Source organism: Caminicella sporogenes DSM 14501 (assembly GCF_900142285.1).
In the GTDB taxonomy this organism is placed as follows: Bacteria; Bacillota; Clostridia; order Peptostreptococcales; family Caminicellaceae; genus Caminicella; species Caminicella sporogenes.
In genome coordinates this window covers 257,493-276,677 of sequence record NZ_FRAJ01000003.1, presented here as the reverse complement: position 1 = coordinate 276,677, position 19,185 = coordinate 257,493, and the positions used below count along the sequence as shown (strand labels likewise).

The 19,185-nt window shown below is 27.6% G+C and carries 17 protein-coding genes; 14 read left to right on the top strand and 3 right to left on the bottom strand.

What is annotated here, in order from left to right:
- Position 1: 1 nt before the first annotated feature.
- The 3 genes from udk (at position 2) to BUA90_RS01455 (ending at position 2,897) form a co-directional block, all read left to right on the top strand.
- On the top strand, positions 2–634 hold the full coding sequence (gene udk / locus BUA90_RS01465; RefSeq protein ID WP_072965604.1) for a uridine kinase: 633 nt from the start codon (positions 2–4) through the stop codon (positions 632–634).
- An 80-nt stretch (positions 635–714) separates the two neighbouring features.
- A complete protein-coding gene (locus tag BUA90_RS01460) occupies positions 715–2,403 on the top strand; it encodes a peptidoglycan D,D-transpeptidase FtsI family protein (protein ID WP_072965603.1) in 1,689 nt (562 codons plus the stop codon).
- A gap of 86 nt (positions 2,404–2,489) precedes the next feature.
- A complete protein-coding gene (locus BUA90_RS01455) occupies positions 2,490–2,897 on the top strand; it encodes a sigma-70 family RNA polymerase sigma factor (RefSeq protein ID WP_072965602.1) in 408 nt (135 codons plus the stop codon).
- Here the strand turns inward: BUA90_RS01455 and BUA90_RS01450 are convergent.
- The 3 genes from BUA90_RS01450 to BUA90_RS01440 all read right to left on the bottom strand — a co-directional run bounded on the left by BUA90_RS01450 (position 2,879) and on the right by BUA90_RS01440 (position 5,237).
- Complete coding sequence (locus tag BUA90_RS01450; protein WP_072965601.1) at positions 2,879–4,459, bottom strand: recombinase family protein; 1,581 nt, start codon at positions 4,457–4,459, stop codon at positions 2,879–2,881. The genes BUA90_RS01455 and BUA90_RS01450 overlap by 19 nt on opposite strands.
- A gap of 145 nt (positions 4,460–4,604) precedes the next feature.
- The gene (locus BUA90_RS01445) at positions 4,605–4,994 is read right to left on the bottom strand and encodes a sigma-70 family RNA polymerase sigma factor (protein WP_278301751.1); all 390 of its coding nucleotides are present in this window, start codon (positions 4,992–4,994) and stop codon (positions 4,605–4,607) included.
- Between the two features lie 63 nt (positions 4,995–5,057).
- Positions 5,058–5,237 carry a hypothetical protein gene (locus BUA90_RS01440; RefSeq protein WP_072965599.1) on the bottom strand — a complete coding sequence of 60 codons (180 nt, stop codon included), beginning with the start codon at positions 5,235–5,237 and terminating at the stop codon, positions 5,058–5,060.
- A 377-nt stretch (positions 5,238–5,614) separates the two neighbouring features.
- Here BUA90_RS01440 and gspE point away from each other — a divergent pair, with 377 nt between their 5' ends.
- The 11 genes from gspE (at position 5,615) to BUA90_RS01385 (ending at position 19,103) form a co-directional block, all read left to right on the top strand.
- Positions 5,615–7,297, top strand: a complete 1,683-nt coding sequence (gene gspE / locus BUA90_RS01435; protein WP_072965598.1) for a type II secretion system ATPase GspE — start codon at positions 5,615–5,617, stop codon at positions 7,295–7,297.
- 12 nt (positions 7,298–7,309) lie between these two features.
- A complete protein-coding gene (locus tag BUA90_RS01430; protein WP_072965597.1) occupies positions 7,310–8,365 on the top strand; it encodes a type IV pilus twitching motility protein PilT in 1,056 nt (351 codons plus the stop codon).
- Between the two features lie 77 nt (positions 8,366–8,442).
- The gene (locus BUA90_RS01425; protein ID WP_072965596.1) at positions 8,443–9,654 is read left to right on the top strand and encodes a type II secretion system F family protein; all 1,212 of its coding nucleotides are present in this window, start codon (positions 8,443–8,445) and stop codon (positions 9,652–9,654) included.
- Between the two features lie 98 nt (positions 9,655–9,752).
- A complete protein-coding gene (locus BUA90_RS01420) occupies positions 9,753–10,193 on the top strand; it encodes a prepilin-type N-terminal cleavage/methylation domain-containing protein (RefSeq protein WP_072965595.1) in 441 nt (146 codons plus the stop codon).
- A 64-nt stretch (positions 10,194–10,257) separates the two neighbouring features.
- On the top strand, positions 10,258–11,001 hold the full coding sequence (locus BUA90_RS01415; RefSeq protein WP_072965594.1) for a prepilin peptidase: 744 nt from the start codon (positions 10,258–10,260) through the stop codon (positions 10,999–11,001).
- Positions 11,002–11,020: 19 nt separating this feature from the next.
- Positions 11,021–12,079: a type IV pilus assembly protein PilM gene (gene pilM, locus BUA90_RS01410; RefSeq protein ID WP_072965593.1), complete on the top strand. Its 1,059-nt coding sequence runs from the start codon at positions 11,021–11,023 to the stop codon at positions 12,077–12,079.
- 8 nt (positions 12,080–12,087) lie between these two features.
- Positions 12,088–12,660 (top strand): PilN domain-containing protein, encoded by a 573-nt coding sequence (locus BUA90_RS01405; protein WP_072965592.1) that lies wholly within the window; start codon positions 12,088–12,090, stop codon positions 12,658–12,660.
- Positions 12,647–13,870 carry a hypothetical protein gene (locus BUA90_RS01400; protein ID WP_072965591.1) on the top strand — a complete coding sequence of 408 codons (1,224 nt, stop codon included), beginning with the start codon at positions 12,647–12,649 and terminating at the stop codon, positions 13,868–13,870. The genes BUA90_RS01405 and BUA90_RS01400 overlap by 14 nt, the downstream gene beginning before the upstream one ends.
- A gap of 15 nt (positions 13,871–13,885) precedes the next feature.
- On the top strand, positions 13,886–14,665 hold the full coding sequence (locus tag BUA90_RS01395; protein WP_072965590.1) for a type IV pilus modification PilV family protein: 780 nt from the start codon (positions 13,886–13,888) through the stop codon (positions 14,663–14,665).
- Between the two features lie 18 nt (positions 14,666–14,683).
- On the top strand, positions 14,684–16,780 hold the full coding sequence (locus tag BUA90_RS01390; protein ID WP_072965589.1) for a hypothetical protein: 2,097 nt from the start codon (positions 14,684–14,686) through the stop codon (positions 16,778–16,780).
- 22 nt (positions 16,781–16,802) lie between these two features.
- On the top strand, positions 16,803–19,103 hold the full coding sequence (locus tag BUA90_RS01385) for a vWA domain-containing protein (protein WP_072965588.1): 2,301 nt from the start codon (positions 16,803–16,805) through the stop codon (positions 19,101–19,103).
- Positions 19,104–19,185: the final 82 nt, after the last annotated feature.

Below are 19,185 nucleotides of genomic sequence, written 5' to 3'. Positions count from 1 at the left end.
GTTGAAAAAACCTATTATAATAGGAATTACTGGTGGAACTGGTTCAGGAAAAAGTACTGTAGCAAAAGCTATTTATAAATCTTTGCCAGAAAATAGCATTGCGGTAATTGAGCAGGATGCTTATTATAAAGACCAAAGGCATTTATCGTTTGAAGAAAGAACAAAGATGAACTATGATCACCCTTTAGCATTTGACACCGAACTTTTATTAGAGCATTTAAATGCTCTTTTAAATGGACAACCGATAGAAAAACCTATATACGATTTTACAAATCATATTAGAAAAGATGAAACAATTAAAGTAGAGCCGAGAGATATAATAATGTTAGAAGGTATTATGATATTAGAAGATAAAAGACTTAGAGACTTAATGGATATAAAAATATTTGTAGATACAGATGCTGATGTTAGAGTAATAAGAAGGATTATAAGAGATATGAAAGAAAGAGGTAGGACTCTTGAGTCAATAATAAATCAATATCTTTTTACGGTAAAACCAGCTCATCAGCAATTTATTGAACCTACAAAAAAATATGCTGATATTATTATACCTGAAGGTGGATATAATAAAGTAGCTATTGATATAGTAGTAACAAAAGTTAAATCTATAATTCAGGAAAAACAAAATATTTAATTGCTAATAAAGGTATACACCTTTTCATAACTGGAAATAATTTTAAATAGTTAATTTCAGTTGTGAGAAGGTGTTTTTTTATGTCTGTTAAAGATAACAAAGATAAGTCTGAAAAAGGATTAAAAAAATTGAGAAAAAGACTTACTATAATGTTTACGTTAGTAACAGTTATTTTAATTTGTTTAATAGGAAGATTATGCTATATACAAATTATTAAAGGGAATGATTTAAGGCAAATGGCTGTAAAACAGTGGAGTGAAACAGTCAGTATTGTAGACAAAAGAGGTAAGATTTATGATAGGAATTATATACCTTTAACTAGTAGGGTAAAAGAAGATTATATTATTATACATCCAAGTATAAAATTAAATGATAAAGTTTTAAATCTTTTAAGCATATCAACGAAACTTGATGTAGAAACGTTGAAAAAAGTTTTATCTAAAAAAGATAGATATAAAAAACTGCTGATAAAATATTATGATATAGATATACTTAGAGAATTATTAAGTATGGGTATACAGACAGTGGAGATTACAAAGAGATATGATGGAAGTAAATTGGCATCTCATATAATAGGATATATAAAAGAATCTGAAAATGCTGGAATGTCGGGATTAGAAAAGTATTTTGACACAGAGCTTACAAAAGATAGAGGAACTGTAATTAGTGTAGTAAAAGATGCAAAGAACAGAATTATTCCGGGATTTGGCTATGCAGTATATAAAGAAGATGATAATAAAAAAGAAAATATAGTAACAACCATAGACTATAATATTCAAAAAATTAGTGAAAAGGAATTTGATAAATATAATTTTGATGGAAGTGTTGTAGTTCTCGATAGTAAGAGTGGCGACATTTTGGCAATGGTAAGCAGACCAAATTTCGATCCGGATAATGTAGCAAATTATTTAAACAGCAATAATATGGAATTATATAATAAAGCTGTACAAATATCATTTCCACCCGGGTCAATTTTTAAAATAATAGTTGCAGCAGCAGCTATTGAAAAAAAATTAGTAGACATGCAGCAGAATTTTTACTGTAAGGGATATGAAAAATTAGGTAAAGATATAATTATTAAATGTCACAGTTATGAAAAAGGCGGACATGGCAATTTGAATTTAAAACAAGCATTTGCAGCTTCATGTAATTCTGTTTTTATTCAAATCGGACAAATTTTAGGTGGAGAAGAAATATTAAATATGGCTAAAAAATTCGGATTAGGAAAAAAAACCGGAATAAAAATAGATAAAGAAACCGAAGGAGTACTTCCAACAGAGGATTATGTTAAAGGAGCTGGTATAGGGAATATTTCTATAGGACAGGGTTGTTTGGAAGTAACTCCTCTTCAAGTGGCTAAATTTACCAATATAATTGCAAATAATGGAGTAGATGTGGGAGTGAGATTAGTTAAGGAAATCATAAGTGATAATGGGAAAATCAAAAAGAAATTTAAAAAAGACAGTATCAATAGAGTTATTTCATCAGATACAGCACAAAAAATAAAGGATATGATGATTCAAACAGTTGAGGAAGGAACTGGAAGATCAGCTAAGATAGATGATATTGAAGTTGCTGGCAAAACTGGTTCAGCTGAAACAGTTGTAGGAGGGCAAAAAACAGTCCATGCATGGTTTACTGGTTTTTTTGATGGAAAAAAATCAAGATATGTTATAACGATAATAGCTGAAAGAAAAGGAAGTGGTGGAAAATTTGCAGCACCTATATTTAAAAATATAGCTAAAAGACTTATTGAAATGGGTTATTGATAAAAAATAATGTCAAAGACATGCACAATTGATATATAAAAAACATATAATTTAAAATGACCTTAATTTTGGAGGTGTAAAACTACATGTGGTTAAGTTTTCCGAAATTTTCATTTTTTTTAATGAAATTTTTATTTTTAGTAGTCTCATTTGTATCAAATAATACTTCTTTTCCAAAGCCTTTATCTCCAGAAGAAGAAGAAAAGTATTTAATGCTTTATTCTCAAGGAGATAATGAAGCAAAGAATATACTAATTGAAAAAAATCTTAGATTAGTTGCCCATGTAGTAAAAAAATATCATAACTCAGGGTATAATATAGATGATTTAATTTCAATAGGAACAATAGGATTAATAAAGGCAATAACAACATTTGATGCTAGTAAAGGTACGAGATTGGCAACTTATGCAGCAAGATGTATTGAAAATGCTATACATACAAAATGCAATGAGGAAGTTTACGAATTTATGGATTTTTATAATATGTGTATATAGAGGTTTTCACCATCCCATTCAATTTTTTCAATTATGGATTTTAACATATTTCTTTTTTGATTAAAGCTTGATTTATCATAAGTATTTAAAAATTTAATCATTGTATTTTTTAAAATTTCAATATTGAAAATTTCGTCTTCTGTAGTTTTATTATTTAGTTTAGATTTGAGATTTTCATTTTCTCTATCTATTTTTTCAATTTCACTGAATATATATTTTGCTACGATTTCACTTTTGTTTTGTTTTAATTGTTCCAGCAGGTTTTGAATAGTCAATTTATTTTCATTTATTTTTTTTAGTATTTTTTTATTTTGAAATTCTTCATTTTTTAAATCTTTTTTTATTTTATCTATATCATCAATTATTCCATTTTTTATCATTTCTTTTAACATATCTGCTACTTTTTCATCTGCATGTCTGCCAACTAAGTTGTTGATATTGCATAATTTTCCCCTAGAAATTTCTTTATTATTACAAACATAATAATGGTATCTTTCATTACATCCTTTTATTCTGCTTCCATATTTAACCCTAAGAAAAGAACCACATTTTTTACATTTAATTAAACCACTTAAAAGAGCAGTATTAGAAGTTCCTTGTCTTGGAGCTTTTGATTTATTTTTAATAAGATTATTTTGTACTAATATCCAGTCTTTACCTGATATAATGCCTTTATGCTTTCCAACAGCAATTATCCATTCGGAAATATCTTTATCTTTTACAGATTTCCCCTTTTTTACATTTTTCTTATTATAAGCCATTATACCGTAGTTGCCATTGAATTCGCTTTTAGAACTTGCAATTTGAGCACCTTTTTCAAGAAAATAGTTGTAAATATCCGTATCAGCTTTAGCATATACGGGGTTTGTTAAAATAGTTTTAAGTGTATATTTGGTAAAATATTTATCATTTTTTGATTTTATGCCTTTTTGTATGCAGTATGTTTCAAGTTTAGACAGGCTTTGAAATTCTATATATTTACTGTATATTTTTTCTACTATTTTTAGTTCTTCTTCTATAGGAGATAATTTAAACATTTTTTTCTGTTTCATATTAGAATCTATATATGTTATTGGTTTGCTTTCATATCCGGTTGGAGTTTTTCCGCCGAGCCATCTTCCAGTCTTTGCGAGCTGAAGCATATTATCTCTAATTCTTTCAGCTATGGTTTCGCGTTCAAGTTGTGCAAAAACAGATGCTATATACATCATAGCTCTACCCATAGGAGTAGAGGTATCAAATTGTTCTCTTATAGATACAAAAGATATTCCATTATTTTGAAGCAGTTCAATGAGGTTAGAAAAATCTGATATATTTCTACTAATGCGGTCAAGCCTATAGCAGATGAGTATTTTGAATTTATTTTTTTTTGCATCTTCGAGCATTTTTATAAATTCAGGTCTTTTAGCATCTCCACCTGAAAAGCCTTCGTCTTCATAAATAATAAATTCATTAATATTAAAATGATTTTTTGCATATTCTTTACACATTTCTATTTGATTTTTAGTTGATTCACCTTTACTTGTAAATTTAGATTTTCTAGAATATATTGCACCTTTCATAAGTATCACCTTTTATGTCTATTTTTACATTTCATTATATGTTTTTAAAAAAAATTATCTATTTATTGTATATTTTAGATGATATATATTTATAACTTTCAAATTTTATTTTAAAATTTATATTCAAAAAATAGTAAGAAGACCTTTATTTTTTTAGGTCTTCTAAGCTACAATTATTAAAAGCTTTTTTTAATTTGTTTAGAGCTTTTTTTTCTATCCTTGAAACATATGAGCGAGAAATTCCTAACATTTTAGCTATTTCTCTTTGAGTTTTACAGCCACCATTAGCTAATCCATATCTATGTTCTATTACTATTTTTTCTCTGTTTTTTAAGACATTAGTCATTTTTTTGTATAAATTTTTTATCTGTAATTTTAGTTCTACTTCATCAACAACTGAATCTGTGTCAGTTCCTAAAATATCTATTAAAGATATTTCATTCCCTTCTTTATCTACGCCTATAGGTTCTTGAATAGAGACTTCATTTTTCTTCTTTTTGCCAGCTCTTATTGTCATAAGAATTTCATTTGCTATACTCTTAAAAAGACAATATTATAAATATAAATTGTAGGGTTTAAGTGTTAAATAAAATTTTACTTAATCTATTCCTAAAAAATCTTTAATTTCTGATGCTGATTTTCCTTCATTTAACATTTTTATTAGTTGTCTTGTTGCATTTTTTTTAACTATATTTGTTATATTATTTTTTATTTCTTCTTGTTTTTTTTTAGACAAATTTTCAAATTTTATACCTTTATAATACAAGTGTATTTTCAATGCCCTCACCTCAGTAAAATTTTATGCATTTTTTAAATTGTCCTATTCATTATTAAGGTGATTTAGTGGTCTATGATTAAATGTTATAGACACAGGAATAAAAATGTTATAAAATGAAAAAATGGAAAATAAATTGTTTAATAAATAACAAAATGGATAATAAATTTGCGAAGAAAGATTAAAAAAAGTTAAATATTGAATATTATCAGAGCTTACGATAAAATAGTAATATAAACTTGATTATGTAGTAGTTGAGAGCAGATGATATATGGGCAAATTTGGACGCCTTATCCCATATTGATGCAGTGGCGTAACCGACTAACTATGATTTATAGTTAGTTTTATTTATTTATAGGGAATTTTGTGAGGGTGGGTTTATGAACGGTAGAAAAAGATTAGGCGATTTGTTGGTTGATGCAGGGCTAATTACTCGTGAGGAGTTAGAAGAAGCTTTAAAACTTCAAAAGAAATCGGGAAAAAAACTTGGTGAGATTTTAATACAGCAGGGTTTGATAACGGAAAAACAAATTATTGAGGTTTTAGAATTTCAATTAGGTATACCTCATATGGACCTTGATAAATATTATATTGACCCTGAAATACCAAAACTTATAAGTGAAAATTTGGCAAGACGTCATTTGATTATACCTATAAAAAAAGATAGGGGAAAATTAGTTTTAGCAATGGCTGATCCTCTAAATATATATGCAATAGATGATGTTAGAATAGCTACTGGTTTAGATGTAGAACCTGTTATATCGACGACACAGGGAATTTTGAATGCTATAGATGGATATTATGGAAAACAGAGTGCAGAAAAGGCAATAGAAGATTTTAAAAAACAGTATGATGTTGACGATATTACTGAAATAGATGAAAATATTTTAAATGAAATTAATAATGCACCAGTAGTTAGACTTGTTAATTCAATTATAAAACAGGCTATTAAGGCAAAAGCAAGTGATATACATATAGAACCATTTGAAAAGAATGTTCGTGTGAGATTTAGAATAGACGGGGATTTGCAGGAAATTATGTCTCCATCTAAATCGACTCATTCAGCAATTGTAACTAGAATTAAAATTATGGCTAAAATGGATATTGCAGAAAAGAGGATACCGCAAGACGGTAGAGTAGAGATACTTATTGATGGCAGAGATGTTGACTTGCGTATATCGGTTTTGCCGACTGTTTATGGAGAAAAAGTAGTTATAAGACTATTAGATAGAAGTAACTTTTTAAAAACAAAAGAGGAATTAGGTTTTTCAAAAGGAAATTTAAAGTTATTTGATTCCATTATAAAGAATCCTAATGGAATTATATTAGTAACAGGACCAACTGGAAGTGGAAAAACTACTACACTATATACAATTCTTAGAGAATTGAATACTACAAACAAAAACATTATAACTGTGGAAGACCCAGTAGAATACAAAATTCATGGAATAAATCAAGTTTCTGTAAATCTAAAAGCGGGGCTTACTTTTGCCAATGCATTAAGGTCAATTTTAAGACAAGACCCAGATATAATAATGATTGGAGAAATAAGAGATGTAGAAACGGCTAAGATAGCAGTAAGAGCAGCTATAACTGGACATCTTGTTTTGAGTACAATGCATACTAATGATACGGCATCAACTATTGTAAGACTTATGGATATGGGTATAGAACCTTATCTTGTATCTACTTCTTTAGTGGGTGTTGTAGCACAAAGGTTAGTTAGAAAAATATGTGATGAATGTAAGGAAAAGTATACAGCTAGTAGTTTCGAAAAAGATTTATTGGGTATACAGCAAGAAGAAGATATTTTTTTGTATAGAGGTAGAGGATGTAGTGTCTGTAACAATACAGGTTATAAAGGGAGAACAGCTATACATGAAATCATGCCAATAGATAAAAAGTTGAGAATAGAGATAGATAATAGGAAAAGTGCTGATATTTTGAGGGATATTTCAATAAAGAAAGGTATGATAACCCTTAAAGAGAGCTGTGTAGAATTAGTTTTAGAGGGAATAACTACAATAGAAGAATTATTGAAAATTACTTATAGTTTAGATTAGGTGGGATTATTTATGGATATGCTGGATTTGTTAAAAAAAACAGTAGAAATGAATGCTTCAGATTTGCATATAACAGTTGGAGTGCCACCGATTATAAGAATAAATGGCAGATTAGAAAGATATGGAGAAAAAATATTAACTCCAGATGATACGAATAGACTTGTTAAACAAGTACTTACTGAAAATCAGTTTAAAAAACTTCAAGAAAAAGGAGAAGTAGACCTTTCTTTTTCAAGTACTGGATTAGGCAGGTTTAGAGTAAATGTCTACAAACAAAGAGGAAGTTTTGGAATGGCTATTAGAGTAGTTGCTTTAAAAATACCTTCTATTGAAGAATTGGGATTGCCGCCTGTTATAAAAGAGTTGGCAAGTAAAAAGAGAGGACTTATTTTAGTGACAGGACCAACTGGAAGTGGAAAATCTACTACATTGGCTGCTATGATAGATTATATTAATAATAATAGAACCTGTCATGTTTTGACTTTAGAAGACCCGATAGAGTATCTTCATAAACATAAAAAAAGTATTGTCAATCAGAGAGAAATAGGCAATGATTCATCTAGTTATGCAGATGCTTTAAGAGCTGCATTAAGGCAAGACCCTGATGTTATTTTAGTAGGGGAAATGAGGGATTTGGAAACTATATCTACTGCTATAACTGCTGCAGAAACTGGACATCTAGTAATGTCTACTTTACATACAATAGGTGCAGCTAAAACTGTAGATAGAATAATAGATGTATTTCCGCCTTATCAGCAGCATCAGATTAGAATTCAACTTTCTACAGTTTTAGAAGGGATAATTTCTCAGCAGTTATTACCTAAAAAAGATGGTGATGGGCGTGTAGCTGCACTTGAAATAATGATTGCAACGACAGCTATACGCAATCTCATAAGAGAAGGTAAAACTCATCAGATGCAGACAATAGTACAGACTGGATTGAGATATGGAATGAAAACTATGGACAGTTCTATAAGTGAGCTTTACAATAGAGGAATTATAAGTAGACAGACAGCACTTAATTATGCAGTTGAAAGAGAGATGTTAGAAAAATTTATTGGGTTTTAATATGTAAATTTTGGGCATATATATTGTGTAAAATTATAAAATTTTTAAACAGATGTTAAAGATAAAGGGGTGGATTTATGCCCATATTTAAATATAAGGCAGTGAGCAGTAGTGGTGAAAAGATTGATGGAGTTTATGAAACTTCTACAAAAAATCAAGTTATAAATATGCTTAAAGGAAAAAAATATTTTCCAATTTTTGTAGAAGAGGTGCATAAAAGTAAAGATATAAAGAGTTTTAAGATATTTAATAAAGTTAAAATAAAAGATATATCAATATTTTGTAGGCAATTTTATGTCATGCTCAATGCAGGTGTAACTATAATAAATTGTCTGGATATACTCAGGCGTCAAACTGAAAATAAAAAACTTAAAAAAGTTATTGAACAAGTATATGAAGATGTACAAAAAGGTGCTGCTTTATCAGAAGCTATGAAAAAACATGATGATATTTTTCCTGAACTATTCATATACATGATTGAAGCGGGAGAAGTCAGTGGTACACTGGATATTATAATGGAGAGAATGGCAAATCATTATGAAAAAGAAAATAAAATACAGAATAAAGTAAAGGGTGCAATGGTATATCCTATAATTTTGAGTATAGTATCTTTAGGAATAGTTACATTTCTTTTGACATTTGTAATGCCGACATTTGTAGGAATGTTTGAAGGTTCAGGAGTAAAACTTCCTCTGCCGACTAGAATTTTACTTTCAATAAGTGATTTTTTAAAAAGTTTTTGGTATGCTGTAATAATTGCTACAGCAGTAGGTGTTTATATATTGAAAATATATATTAAAACAGAAAGTGGAAAAGTTTTATTTGATAATATAAAAATGAAAATACCAGTAGTTAGAGGAACTACTCAAAAAGTAGTTACTTCACGTTTTACCAGAACACTTTCAACTCTTTTATCAAGCGGTATTCCACTTATACAGGCATTAGAAGTTGTATCAAAAATAGTCCAAAACAAAATTGTAGAAAAGGGACTTATTAGTGCAAAGGAAGAAGTTAGGAAGGGAACAGAATTGGCTAATACCATTAGCCGTATTGGTTTTTTTCCGCCAATGGTTATATCTATGATAAAGATAGGTGAGGACTCTGGGGCTCTTGATGAAATACTCGATAAAACTGCAAACTATTATGATGAAGAAGTTGAAGTATCGCTTCAGAAGATGATTACTTTGCTGGAGCCTCTTATGATAGTAATCATGGCTTTAGTAATAGGTGCTATAGTTATTTCTATGGTACTTCCTATGTTTGATATGATTAATACAGTAAAATTTTAATTAAGCTGTGGGAGGTGGGAAGTTTAGAAGTTTAATTATTAACTAAAATGAAAAAAACTAAAAACTTTTAAAATTTATACTTTAAAGGAGGAAAAATTATGTTGCAAAAAATTAGAAAGCAGTTAAAAAATAAGAAAGGTTTTACATTGGTTGAGCTTATTGTAGTTATAGCAGTATTAGGAATATTAGCTACTCTTGCGATACCAAGATTTACAGGTGTTTTAAATAGAAGTAGACAAGGTGTAGATGAAGCAAATGCAGCTATGATAGCAAGACAAATTCAAACAGCTTGGGTTGCAGGAGATTTAGAAGAAGGGAATGATAAAGATTTTGTAGATAATACAGAACAGGAACTTAAAAGTGGTTCTGGAATAGGAAAGAAATTAGTAAACAAAGATTATTTAGAAAAAGTACCTGAGATTCAAAGTGGTAGTAGTGGAACTTGGAAAGTTACCGTTGATGTTGATGGTGATGATATTGCTAAAATAACTATCAAAGCAGTTGTAAATGGTGAAGAAAAAACTTTATATGACCAATAGAAGATAACAAATTTTATTTCTATTTATTTTGATTTTATAAAAGCATAATAAAAGAGGATTGAAAATGATTTGTGTAATTATAGTTTTTGGAATTTTAATAGGTTCATTTTTAAATGTATGTATATTCCGTATACCGCAAAATGAGTCTATTGTATATCCGCCTTCACATTGCACAGTGTGTGGCACAAAATTAAATATATTAGATTTAATACCTGTGTTTAGCTATTTGTTTTTAAAGGGCAGATGCAGATACTGTGGAGAAAAAATTTCTCCACAGTATCCAATTGTTGAACTGTTAAATGCAGTTTTATATTTACTTTTGTATTATGAGTACAGTTTTGGATTTTTATTCATAAAGTATGCAATTTTTTCAAGTCTTTTAATAGTAATTTTTTTTATAGATTTAAAGTTTCAAATTATACCCGACAGATTAGTAGTATTAGGACTTGCAGTTAGTATTATATTTAATTTATACAAATTAAAAATTTATTTTTTTGATGGACTTTTAGGTTTAATTATTGGTGGAGGATTATTTTTAATAATAGCTGTTGCAACCAATGGAGCAATGGGTGGAGGAGATATTAAATTAATGGGCATTTTGGGTTTTGCATTAGGATGGAAAAATATACTGCTGATTACTTTTATTTCTTTTGTAATTGGAGCAGTTTTTTCTATATTTTTACTGATACTTAAAGTTAAAAGTAGAAAAGATTTTATTCCATTTGGACCATTTATAGCTACAGCAAGCTTTATAACTATGCTGTACGGAAGTCAAATTATACATTGGTATATTAGCTTTATAGGCTGATAATTGTGAGGTGGACAAGTTGTTTTCAAATAAAGTTATATCATTAGATATAGGTTCATACAGTACAAAAATAGTTGTAGGAAAATTTCAAAATAAAGTGGTTTACATTGAAAAGGCATTTTCTTTTGAAACACCATCAGGGACATATGAAGATGGCATCATTTTAGATACTGATAGTATAAAAAATGTAATAGATAATTATATAAAAAAAGAAAAAGTAAAGGTAAAAAATATGGTATGTACAGTAGGAAGTACATCTTTAATTACTAGAGAATTAATTTTACCTTTCGTTAAAGCAAAAGAGCTTGATTCTATGATTAAGTTTGAAATAGAGCAGCAAATTCCAATAGAGTTTGATAAATATGCAGTAGAATATAGAGTATTAAAAGAATTTACTGAAGAAGATGTAAAAAAATTGAGAGTGCTAGTTGCAGTCCTTCCTAGAGACATTTCTGAGAAATATTATAATCTAGTTAAAGATTTAAAATTAAAACCTGTTTCGTTAGATATCCATTCAAATGCAGTATCAAAATTATTTGATAATGAAATAAAAGTAAATAGTGAAAATTACAGTTTGGGTAAAACTGTTGTACTTATAGATTTAGGTCATTCATATATAAATGTAATCATAATAGAAAAGGGATTACTTAAATTCAATAGGATGATTCCCCTCGGTGGAAAAGATATAAATATGAATATTGCAAAATCTTACAATTTATCTTTAGAAAAAGCTGACATTGAAAAAAAAGAACATGGCAGTATAGAATTTTCGAATGGGACACTTTCTCATCCTACTGTGATAAATGAAATATTTTTATCTAACATAGATGCATGGATACGTGAAATACAGAGAATTTTTCAATACTATACAAGTAGAAATATGGGAAATAGAGTAGATCAAGTTTATATTTACGGTGGAAGTTCAAGAATTAAGGGTTTAGTTAATTATATGGAAGATAGATTAGGCATACCTACCTTTAAGCTCGAAGAATTAAGTGCTGTAAAATTTTCAAAAGACTGTTCGGAAATAGACATTGACCAGTATTTAAATTGTATAGCAGCAATTATAAGAAGGTAGGTGAAAGTATGAGAGATATAAATTTCTTTTCACAGTATACTCAAAAGAGAAGGGATGTACTTAAAAAATATACGTCATTAACTCTGGTGATTATTATAATTTTTTCTACTAGTGTTGGAGTTTTTATTTATAATTATAAAAAGATAAAATCACTTGAAGCAAGACTTGATTTGTTAAAAGAGTATTTGAGTTCAAAAGATGTAAAGGAAAAATTAAATGAATATAAGAATATAGAAAAGAAAGCTGAAATATTGAATATGTATTACAGTAGTCTTACGAGAATAATAGATAGAATAGATAGTACTGATAATATAAATAGTGATGTCATAAATGATATAAAAAATGTAATGCCTAAAAAGATGTTTATTACTTCATTAAATGCAAATTCAAGAGAAATATATTTACAGGGGGTAACAGTAAACAGGATATTAATTGCTGAATTTCTGCATAATTTGAAAAATTTAGGGTATTTTTCTAATGTCAATGTAAATGTGATTAGCAAAGAGCACAGTCAAACAGACAATTTAGTATTTACAGTTAAATGTTATTTTAGGGATGTGACAGAGGATGAAGTTGAGTAAAAGAGAAAAAAATATGCTGCTGTTTCTCATAGGAATAGTTATTGTGTTTGGATATTATAAATTTATATATACTCCACAGCATGAAAAAATAGTTAAACTTCAAATGCAAGTAGAAGAAATGGAGAAAAACAAATTAAATTTTGAAAAAATACTCTCACCAAAGAATAAAATATATAAAGAGTATAAAATTTTGAATTCTAAAATATTGCTTGCTGAAAGAAATTTTTATTCAGATGAAGCTCAAGAAGATATAATTGTTGAATTAGATAGTATAATAAAAAAATCCAATTTAAAAGTAGTAAGCATTTCTTTTACAGAACCTAAAAAAGAAGAAATTGGCAGTAATGAAAAAAAGAAAGAAGAAAAAAGCTTATTAGAACAGTACTCAAATATGTATCAAGAGATAGGAAATAAAATTACAGAAAAAAAAATAGATAAAGAAAATAAAGATGATAAAACTGATAAAGTAAAAAAGATAACTGCAAATATAGTTTTTGAAAGAAATAGTTTTAGTGAATTAATGGACTTTTTAACTCAGTTAGAATTTAAAACAAAGAGAACAGTTGTTAAAAATATATCTATAAATATGGAATCAAATTTGCTTAGAGGAATTATTACATTAGATTATTACTTAATTCCTTATGTCGTAAGTAAAGAAGAAAGCATTTTACGTATGTCTGGTGATTATGGTGTAGATAATCCTTTTAAATATTTTAAAGGATATAATGTAAGAGGAAAGACAGATGATTTTCAAACTTTTGTTTCGAATGGCAGTAAAGTAGCTAGAGAAAATTTTGATTTTTATATGGGATTAAGGCCTATTACTGCAGATTTGCCTACAGTTGTCATAGGACGTTCAAATGACAATAGTGGTAATTCATACATATATGGCGATAATGCGGGTATAGAAAAAGTTGAATTTAGATTTATGAAACATAATGGAAAATATTATTATAAATACAAAACACAGCTTCAAAGTATGCCTAAAAATTATAAAGATGATATGATTCCATTTATTCCAATTGGCAAAAATATAGTTTTGAGGATAGTCAGTTCTTTAAGAAAAGAAGAAAATGATAATAGCGGTGTATATTTATCATTAATAAACGATACAGATTTAAAGTTAGAAGTAAATATATCAAATGATGATCCTGAAAAACCTAGAATTAATATAGCTACTAAGAAGGGAAACATTGTAATTCATAGATAGAGGAAGGATGATGTTTTGTTTAAGATTATAAAGAGTGAGAAAGGTTTGAGTTTAATAGAACTTCTAGTATCTATAGCAATTTTATCTATAATAATAGTTCCATTATCTAATATGTTTTTGATGGCTGTGAAAATAGATACAAAAGCTAAAGATAAGCTTATAGCAGTAAATTTAGCTCAAAATGTAGTTGAGGCTTCAAGAGAAAATGAAAAATATGAAATAAATGGTAATTATTCTATAAATGGCAATATAATATCTCAATTCAAAAGATATGAAATATTAGAAAATCAGGCAAATCCAGATTCTTATTATTCGGCTATTATAACTATAGAAGAAGATAAACCTAATGAAGTTAAAATTTATTCTATTCCTTCAGATTCTAAGCGTTCATCATCAGAACTCATGCAAAATTTGATTTTAACTATAACAGATAATTATATTGAATACGATGGGAAAAGTGTAGGTTATACAAAAAATGCAATTAAAATAGAATGTTATGATCAAGATGAAAATTATGAGTTAGTAAAAAATTTTAAAATTAAAATAAAAACTGAAAAGGAGATAACTATTCACATAGTAAAGATGATAAGTGAAGGATTTAGCAATAATAATGATGTAAGTATAGATATTATTCAGGGAAGAGCAAAAATAATTGATGGATTGTATTGTAGAGTAAGAAGTGATAACAGTTTTGATACCGAAAATAATCAAAATAGACTTTTAAAGATTAAGGCAAATATATCAAAAAATTCAGAAACTGTAACTGAATTAAACACTATAAAAAAAGTTAAATAGTTAGGTAGTGGGTATATTATGATAAGAAAGTATATAAATTCAAATAAAGGTTCATCCCTCATAATGATTGTATTTTATATGATGATACTTATGATGTTGGGCAGTACGATTATGTCATTAGCTCTAACTAATTTTAAGATGAAACTGGTAAATGAAGATGTAAAAAAATCTCTATATTTAGCAGAATCGGGATTAGAAGAAGTACATGCGATAATAGAGTTAGAAGTCAAAAATGCTGTAGATTATGCAAACAAGAAATTAGAAGATGATTTTGATAAGCTAAAAGAAGAATGTACGTATACAGATGATAATGGAAAAAAAATAGTTGATGAGATTAGGCTTCAAGAGAAATTAAGTCAGCTTTTTGAAACTTCTTATAAAAATTATCTTACTACTAAGATAGAAGGTAAGCCACCGGAAGGAAATGAAAAAGAAAAATTGATTGAGAAAATAAATAATGCTTCTTATTTATATAATGTATCGATTGATATTTCTGAAGTTGATGAGTTTTCGAGTAATTCTGATACTTTAAGTATGAAAATAAAATCTACTTATACTCCGATTGATGGTATAGAAAAGAGTATATCTCAAAGATTTTCAATAAAAATTCCAAATAAAGATGATAAATATAAAATGAACAAGCCTTATTATAAACAGTATGACACAAAGTTATATAACTTAAATGAGCTAAAGGCTAAAAGTTTTACGGATAATGTACTAACAGCTATGGGAGATATTATCTTTAAACAGTCTTCTAAAGTTACAGTAAATGGTAGTGTTCATGCAGGCGGAAAAAATAATGGCAGAGGAATTGTTATAAAAAGTGGGACCGTTTGTGTAAATAAAGATAATAATGATGATACAATAGATAAAATATCTACTCCTAAAAATGTTGAAATTGACGGAAAAAATATAAAAGCTAACTTTAATACAGATGTATTTTGCAATACATTAGAAATTACTAAAAATTCATCTAATTCAAGTTTAATTGTAGGCAGTTTTGAAAAAGGAGAATCTAATAAATTTAGAGTTTTTACAGAAGATGATTTAGAGCTAAATGGAATATCTTCTCAAATAAATATATATGGAAGTTATTATGGTTTTTCTGATGGAAGCAGCTTGACTTCAACTCATGACGATAGTAGTGCAATAATAATTAACAGTATAGATATAGGAGAACAGGGTGGTTCAAGTCTTACTATAACAGGAGAAAAGTCAGAAAATAATGAATTTGAAAGCGGTATATTAATAGGAGGAACGTCTTATATTGATAATTTATATAAAAAAAATGAAAAAAGAGACGAAAATAAAAAAGAGTATCAAACGGGAGAAAGTGTATCGATAATTGGGAATTATATAGCCTATACAGATTCAGTTAACAAGTATTTAGATGATAGAGAAAAATATGAGTATGGAGATTATTATTATTTTTATACTGATAAAGATAGTTTAAAGTTAAAATATGTAGATAAATTTGATGGAAAAGACCTCAAAGTATTTAATGGAGCAGGAAAGAGTAAGACATCTATAATTAAAGAAGTTGCTAAAAATTCAGATTCAATATTAAATGTTAAAGGTGTGAATTTGCCTAAAGATAAAGTAATTCATACAACAGGAATTTATATATCGAATGGTAAGGTAGATAATAAATTTAATGATAGTCTCTATAATACAATGAAAGAAGCTATTGTAAATAAATATAATGAAATGACAAAAACTACTCAAGTATTATTAGAATATCCTTCAAAGTTAGTAAATGAGATTGTAAAGGAAGATAATGCAATTAAATTAGTTTATATAAATAATGGAAGCAATTCTATTACAATAGGAAATTATGGGAAAATTATTAATATTCCTAGTGATAGAGAAGTATATGGATTGATTATAAGTAAGGGTGATATACACATAAGTGGTGAAATCAATTTTAAAGGTATAATAGCGTCAGAAGGCAGTATATATTTTGAAGGAAGTGGAGATAAAATCATAACTTATGATAGAGATGTAGAAGTAAAAATAGTGGAAGAATCTTTAGGATTTGAAAATGAGAGCGATATATCGTCTTATAAGAATTATTCAGACTTGATAGAAGTAAGAGGATGGAAGATAGAGAAATGATTGAAAGGAGGCAGATTAGAAGATGAAGAAAAATACAGCTATAGTTATTATTTTATTTTTGATGTTAGGCTGTATATTTCCAAGTGCAGATTATGCTTTGAGTTATCAAAAACCTAATGTTAAAGCACCAGTTAATATGGTAAGGTCTGTTGAAAAAAGTCAAGTACTTGTAGGTGAAGAATTTAAAGTGAGGTATAAATTTCAGCCTCAGCCGATACCTGCAGGTCAAATTTCGCCTGATGTATATTTGAAAGATAAAGAAATTGTTTTGGTAATGGATACTTCAGGCAGTATGAATTGGAATTTAGATGGTGGTAATTATGGACAAAGCAGAATGAAAATAGCTAAAAAAGCTGCTAAACATTTTATAGATAAGTTAAAGTACGATCCATCGATAAAAATAGCTTTAATTGAATACAATAACTTTGCATCTGTTAAACAGGATTTAGTCAAACTTACAGATAGATATGATAAGTTGAATAAACAAATAGATAATTTAAAGGCTGGTGGAGGAACAAATATTGGAGATGGATTGAGAAAAGCTTATTATACTTTATTAAATAGCGGCAGTGATAATGCAAGAAAATATATTGTCTTTTTAACTGATGGTGAACCTACTGCATTTTCTTTTGATAGTATAAGATATAGAAAAAAATGGTTTTGGGATATATGGACTCCTTCTATAGGTGAATTAGTAGGAGATAATTATTCTATTATGGTTTCTGCCATATCAAACCCAGTTTATAAGATGGATAATGATAGTTCTATAAATTGTTTTGTAAATTGGGGTACAAATGATTATAATAATTATTCTTTAGAATATGCAAAAAAGGTTTCTAACATGATTGGAAATAGTGATACGCCTATTATTGATGCATTTTTTATAGCTTTTTCCAGAGATAGTAATTCAAACAAGTTAAAGGAAATTGCAAATGAGTGTAATGGATATTATAAAAAAGCTGTAGATGATAAAGCTCTAGATGAAGTTTATGATAAGTTATCTCAGCAGATTGCCAGTGATTTACCAATTCACAGTATTTATTTTGAGGAAACATTTCCTGATAATATAGAAATAGTAAATGTTCCACAAAATATGGAAATAAGAGGACAAAAAGTAATAGGAGATATAGGAAGTATTAATTATAACTTGAATAAAGAAACTAATCAGTTTGAAGCAGAACCTTTTGAGTTTGAAATAACTTTAAGAGCAAAGGAAACAGGCAGGTTTGTATTAGGTGAAAATGATACTTCATTTATTAGATATACAGATATTGACGGTACAGTAAATACTATTAAATATTTTCCTGAATCAGAAATTTCAGTATATGAAAATCAGCCGCCTGAAATTAAAGCAAAAATATCAAACAGTTTTGAATCTGATAAAATTTATAGATTAAATATAGATATTGATGAACCTGCTCAAATAGAAATTATGGATGTAAATGGAAATTCTTTAGGAAAATATACAAGAAATACAAAAGGTTCTTTTGATATAGAATTAAATAAAGAAGATTTAGTAGGAAATTATATAATTGTAAAGGCTATAGATTATTTTCAGAATGAAGTTGAAGAGAAAGTTCCTCTTATACAAATTAATGAAATAGACATTAGTGATAATATAAATGAAAATAATAATAGAGAAGGAAATATAAAAATAGTTACACAAGAAAATTCTATAATAAGAGAAATTACATTAAATGATATATTGCTGGGAGAAAATAGATTAACAGATAATGGAGAATATGTTCAACAAGTTGAATTAATTCACGGTATGAACAGCTTAAAAATAGTTGTAGTTAATGAATATAATAACATAGCTGAACTAAATTACAAGATTATGTCAGATAATACTTCTTTGAAAATTTATAGTAAATATAATAATAATCAAACGAAAATAATGCAAAAAACTGTTGAAGATATAAAATTTAATTTTAAAATAAATGTACCTGTAAATGATTTAGAATTTGTTTTAGATTTAACTAAAAATGCTGATAGTGATATAAATTTGAATACAATTTCAATTTTTGATGATAATGTTAAAATTATAAAAACAGATACGGGTAAAAATATTGAAGATATAAATGTTATGTCTACAATAAATCAAAATGGTAATTTAATAATATCAATAGATAAAGATTCACCTATAGAATCAGGGGAGTATACTATTTTAGTTCCTATTAAGGTTAACGATAATGAATTAGGAAATTCAAGTGAATTTAATTTGAATATTATTAAATATAAAATTAATGGCTCGGAAGTAGATTTGAAAGATTCGCCTGTTGAAATTAATATTAAGGTTGTAAAATTACCTGGTTTGCTTTAAAGAATTGTTTAAATAATTGGGAAATGGAAATTCCATTTCCTAATTATTTTATAAAAATATGCAAATAATTGACTTATATTGC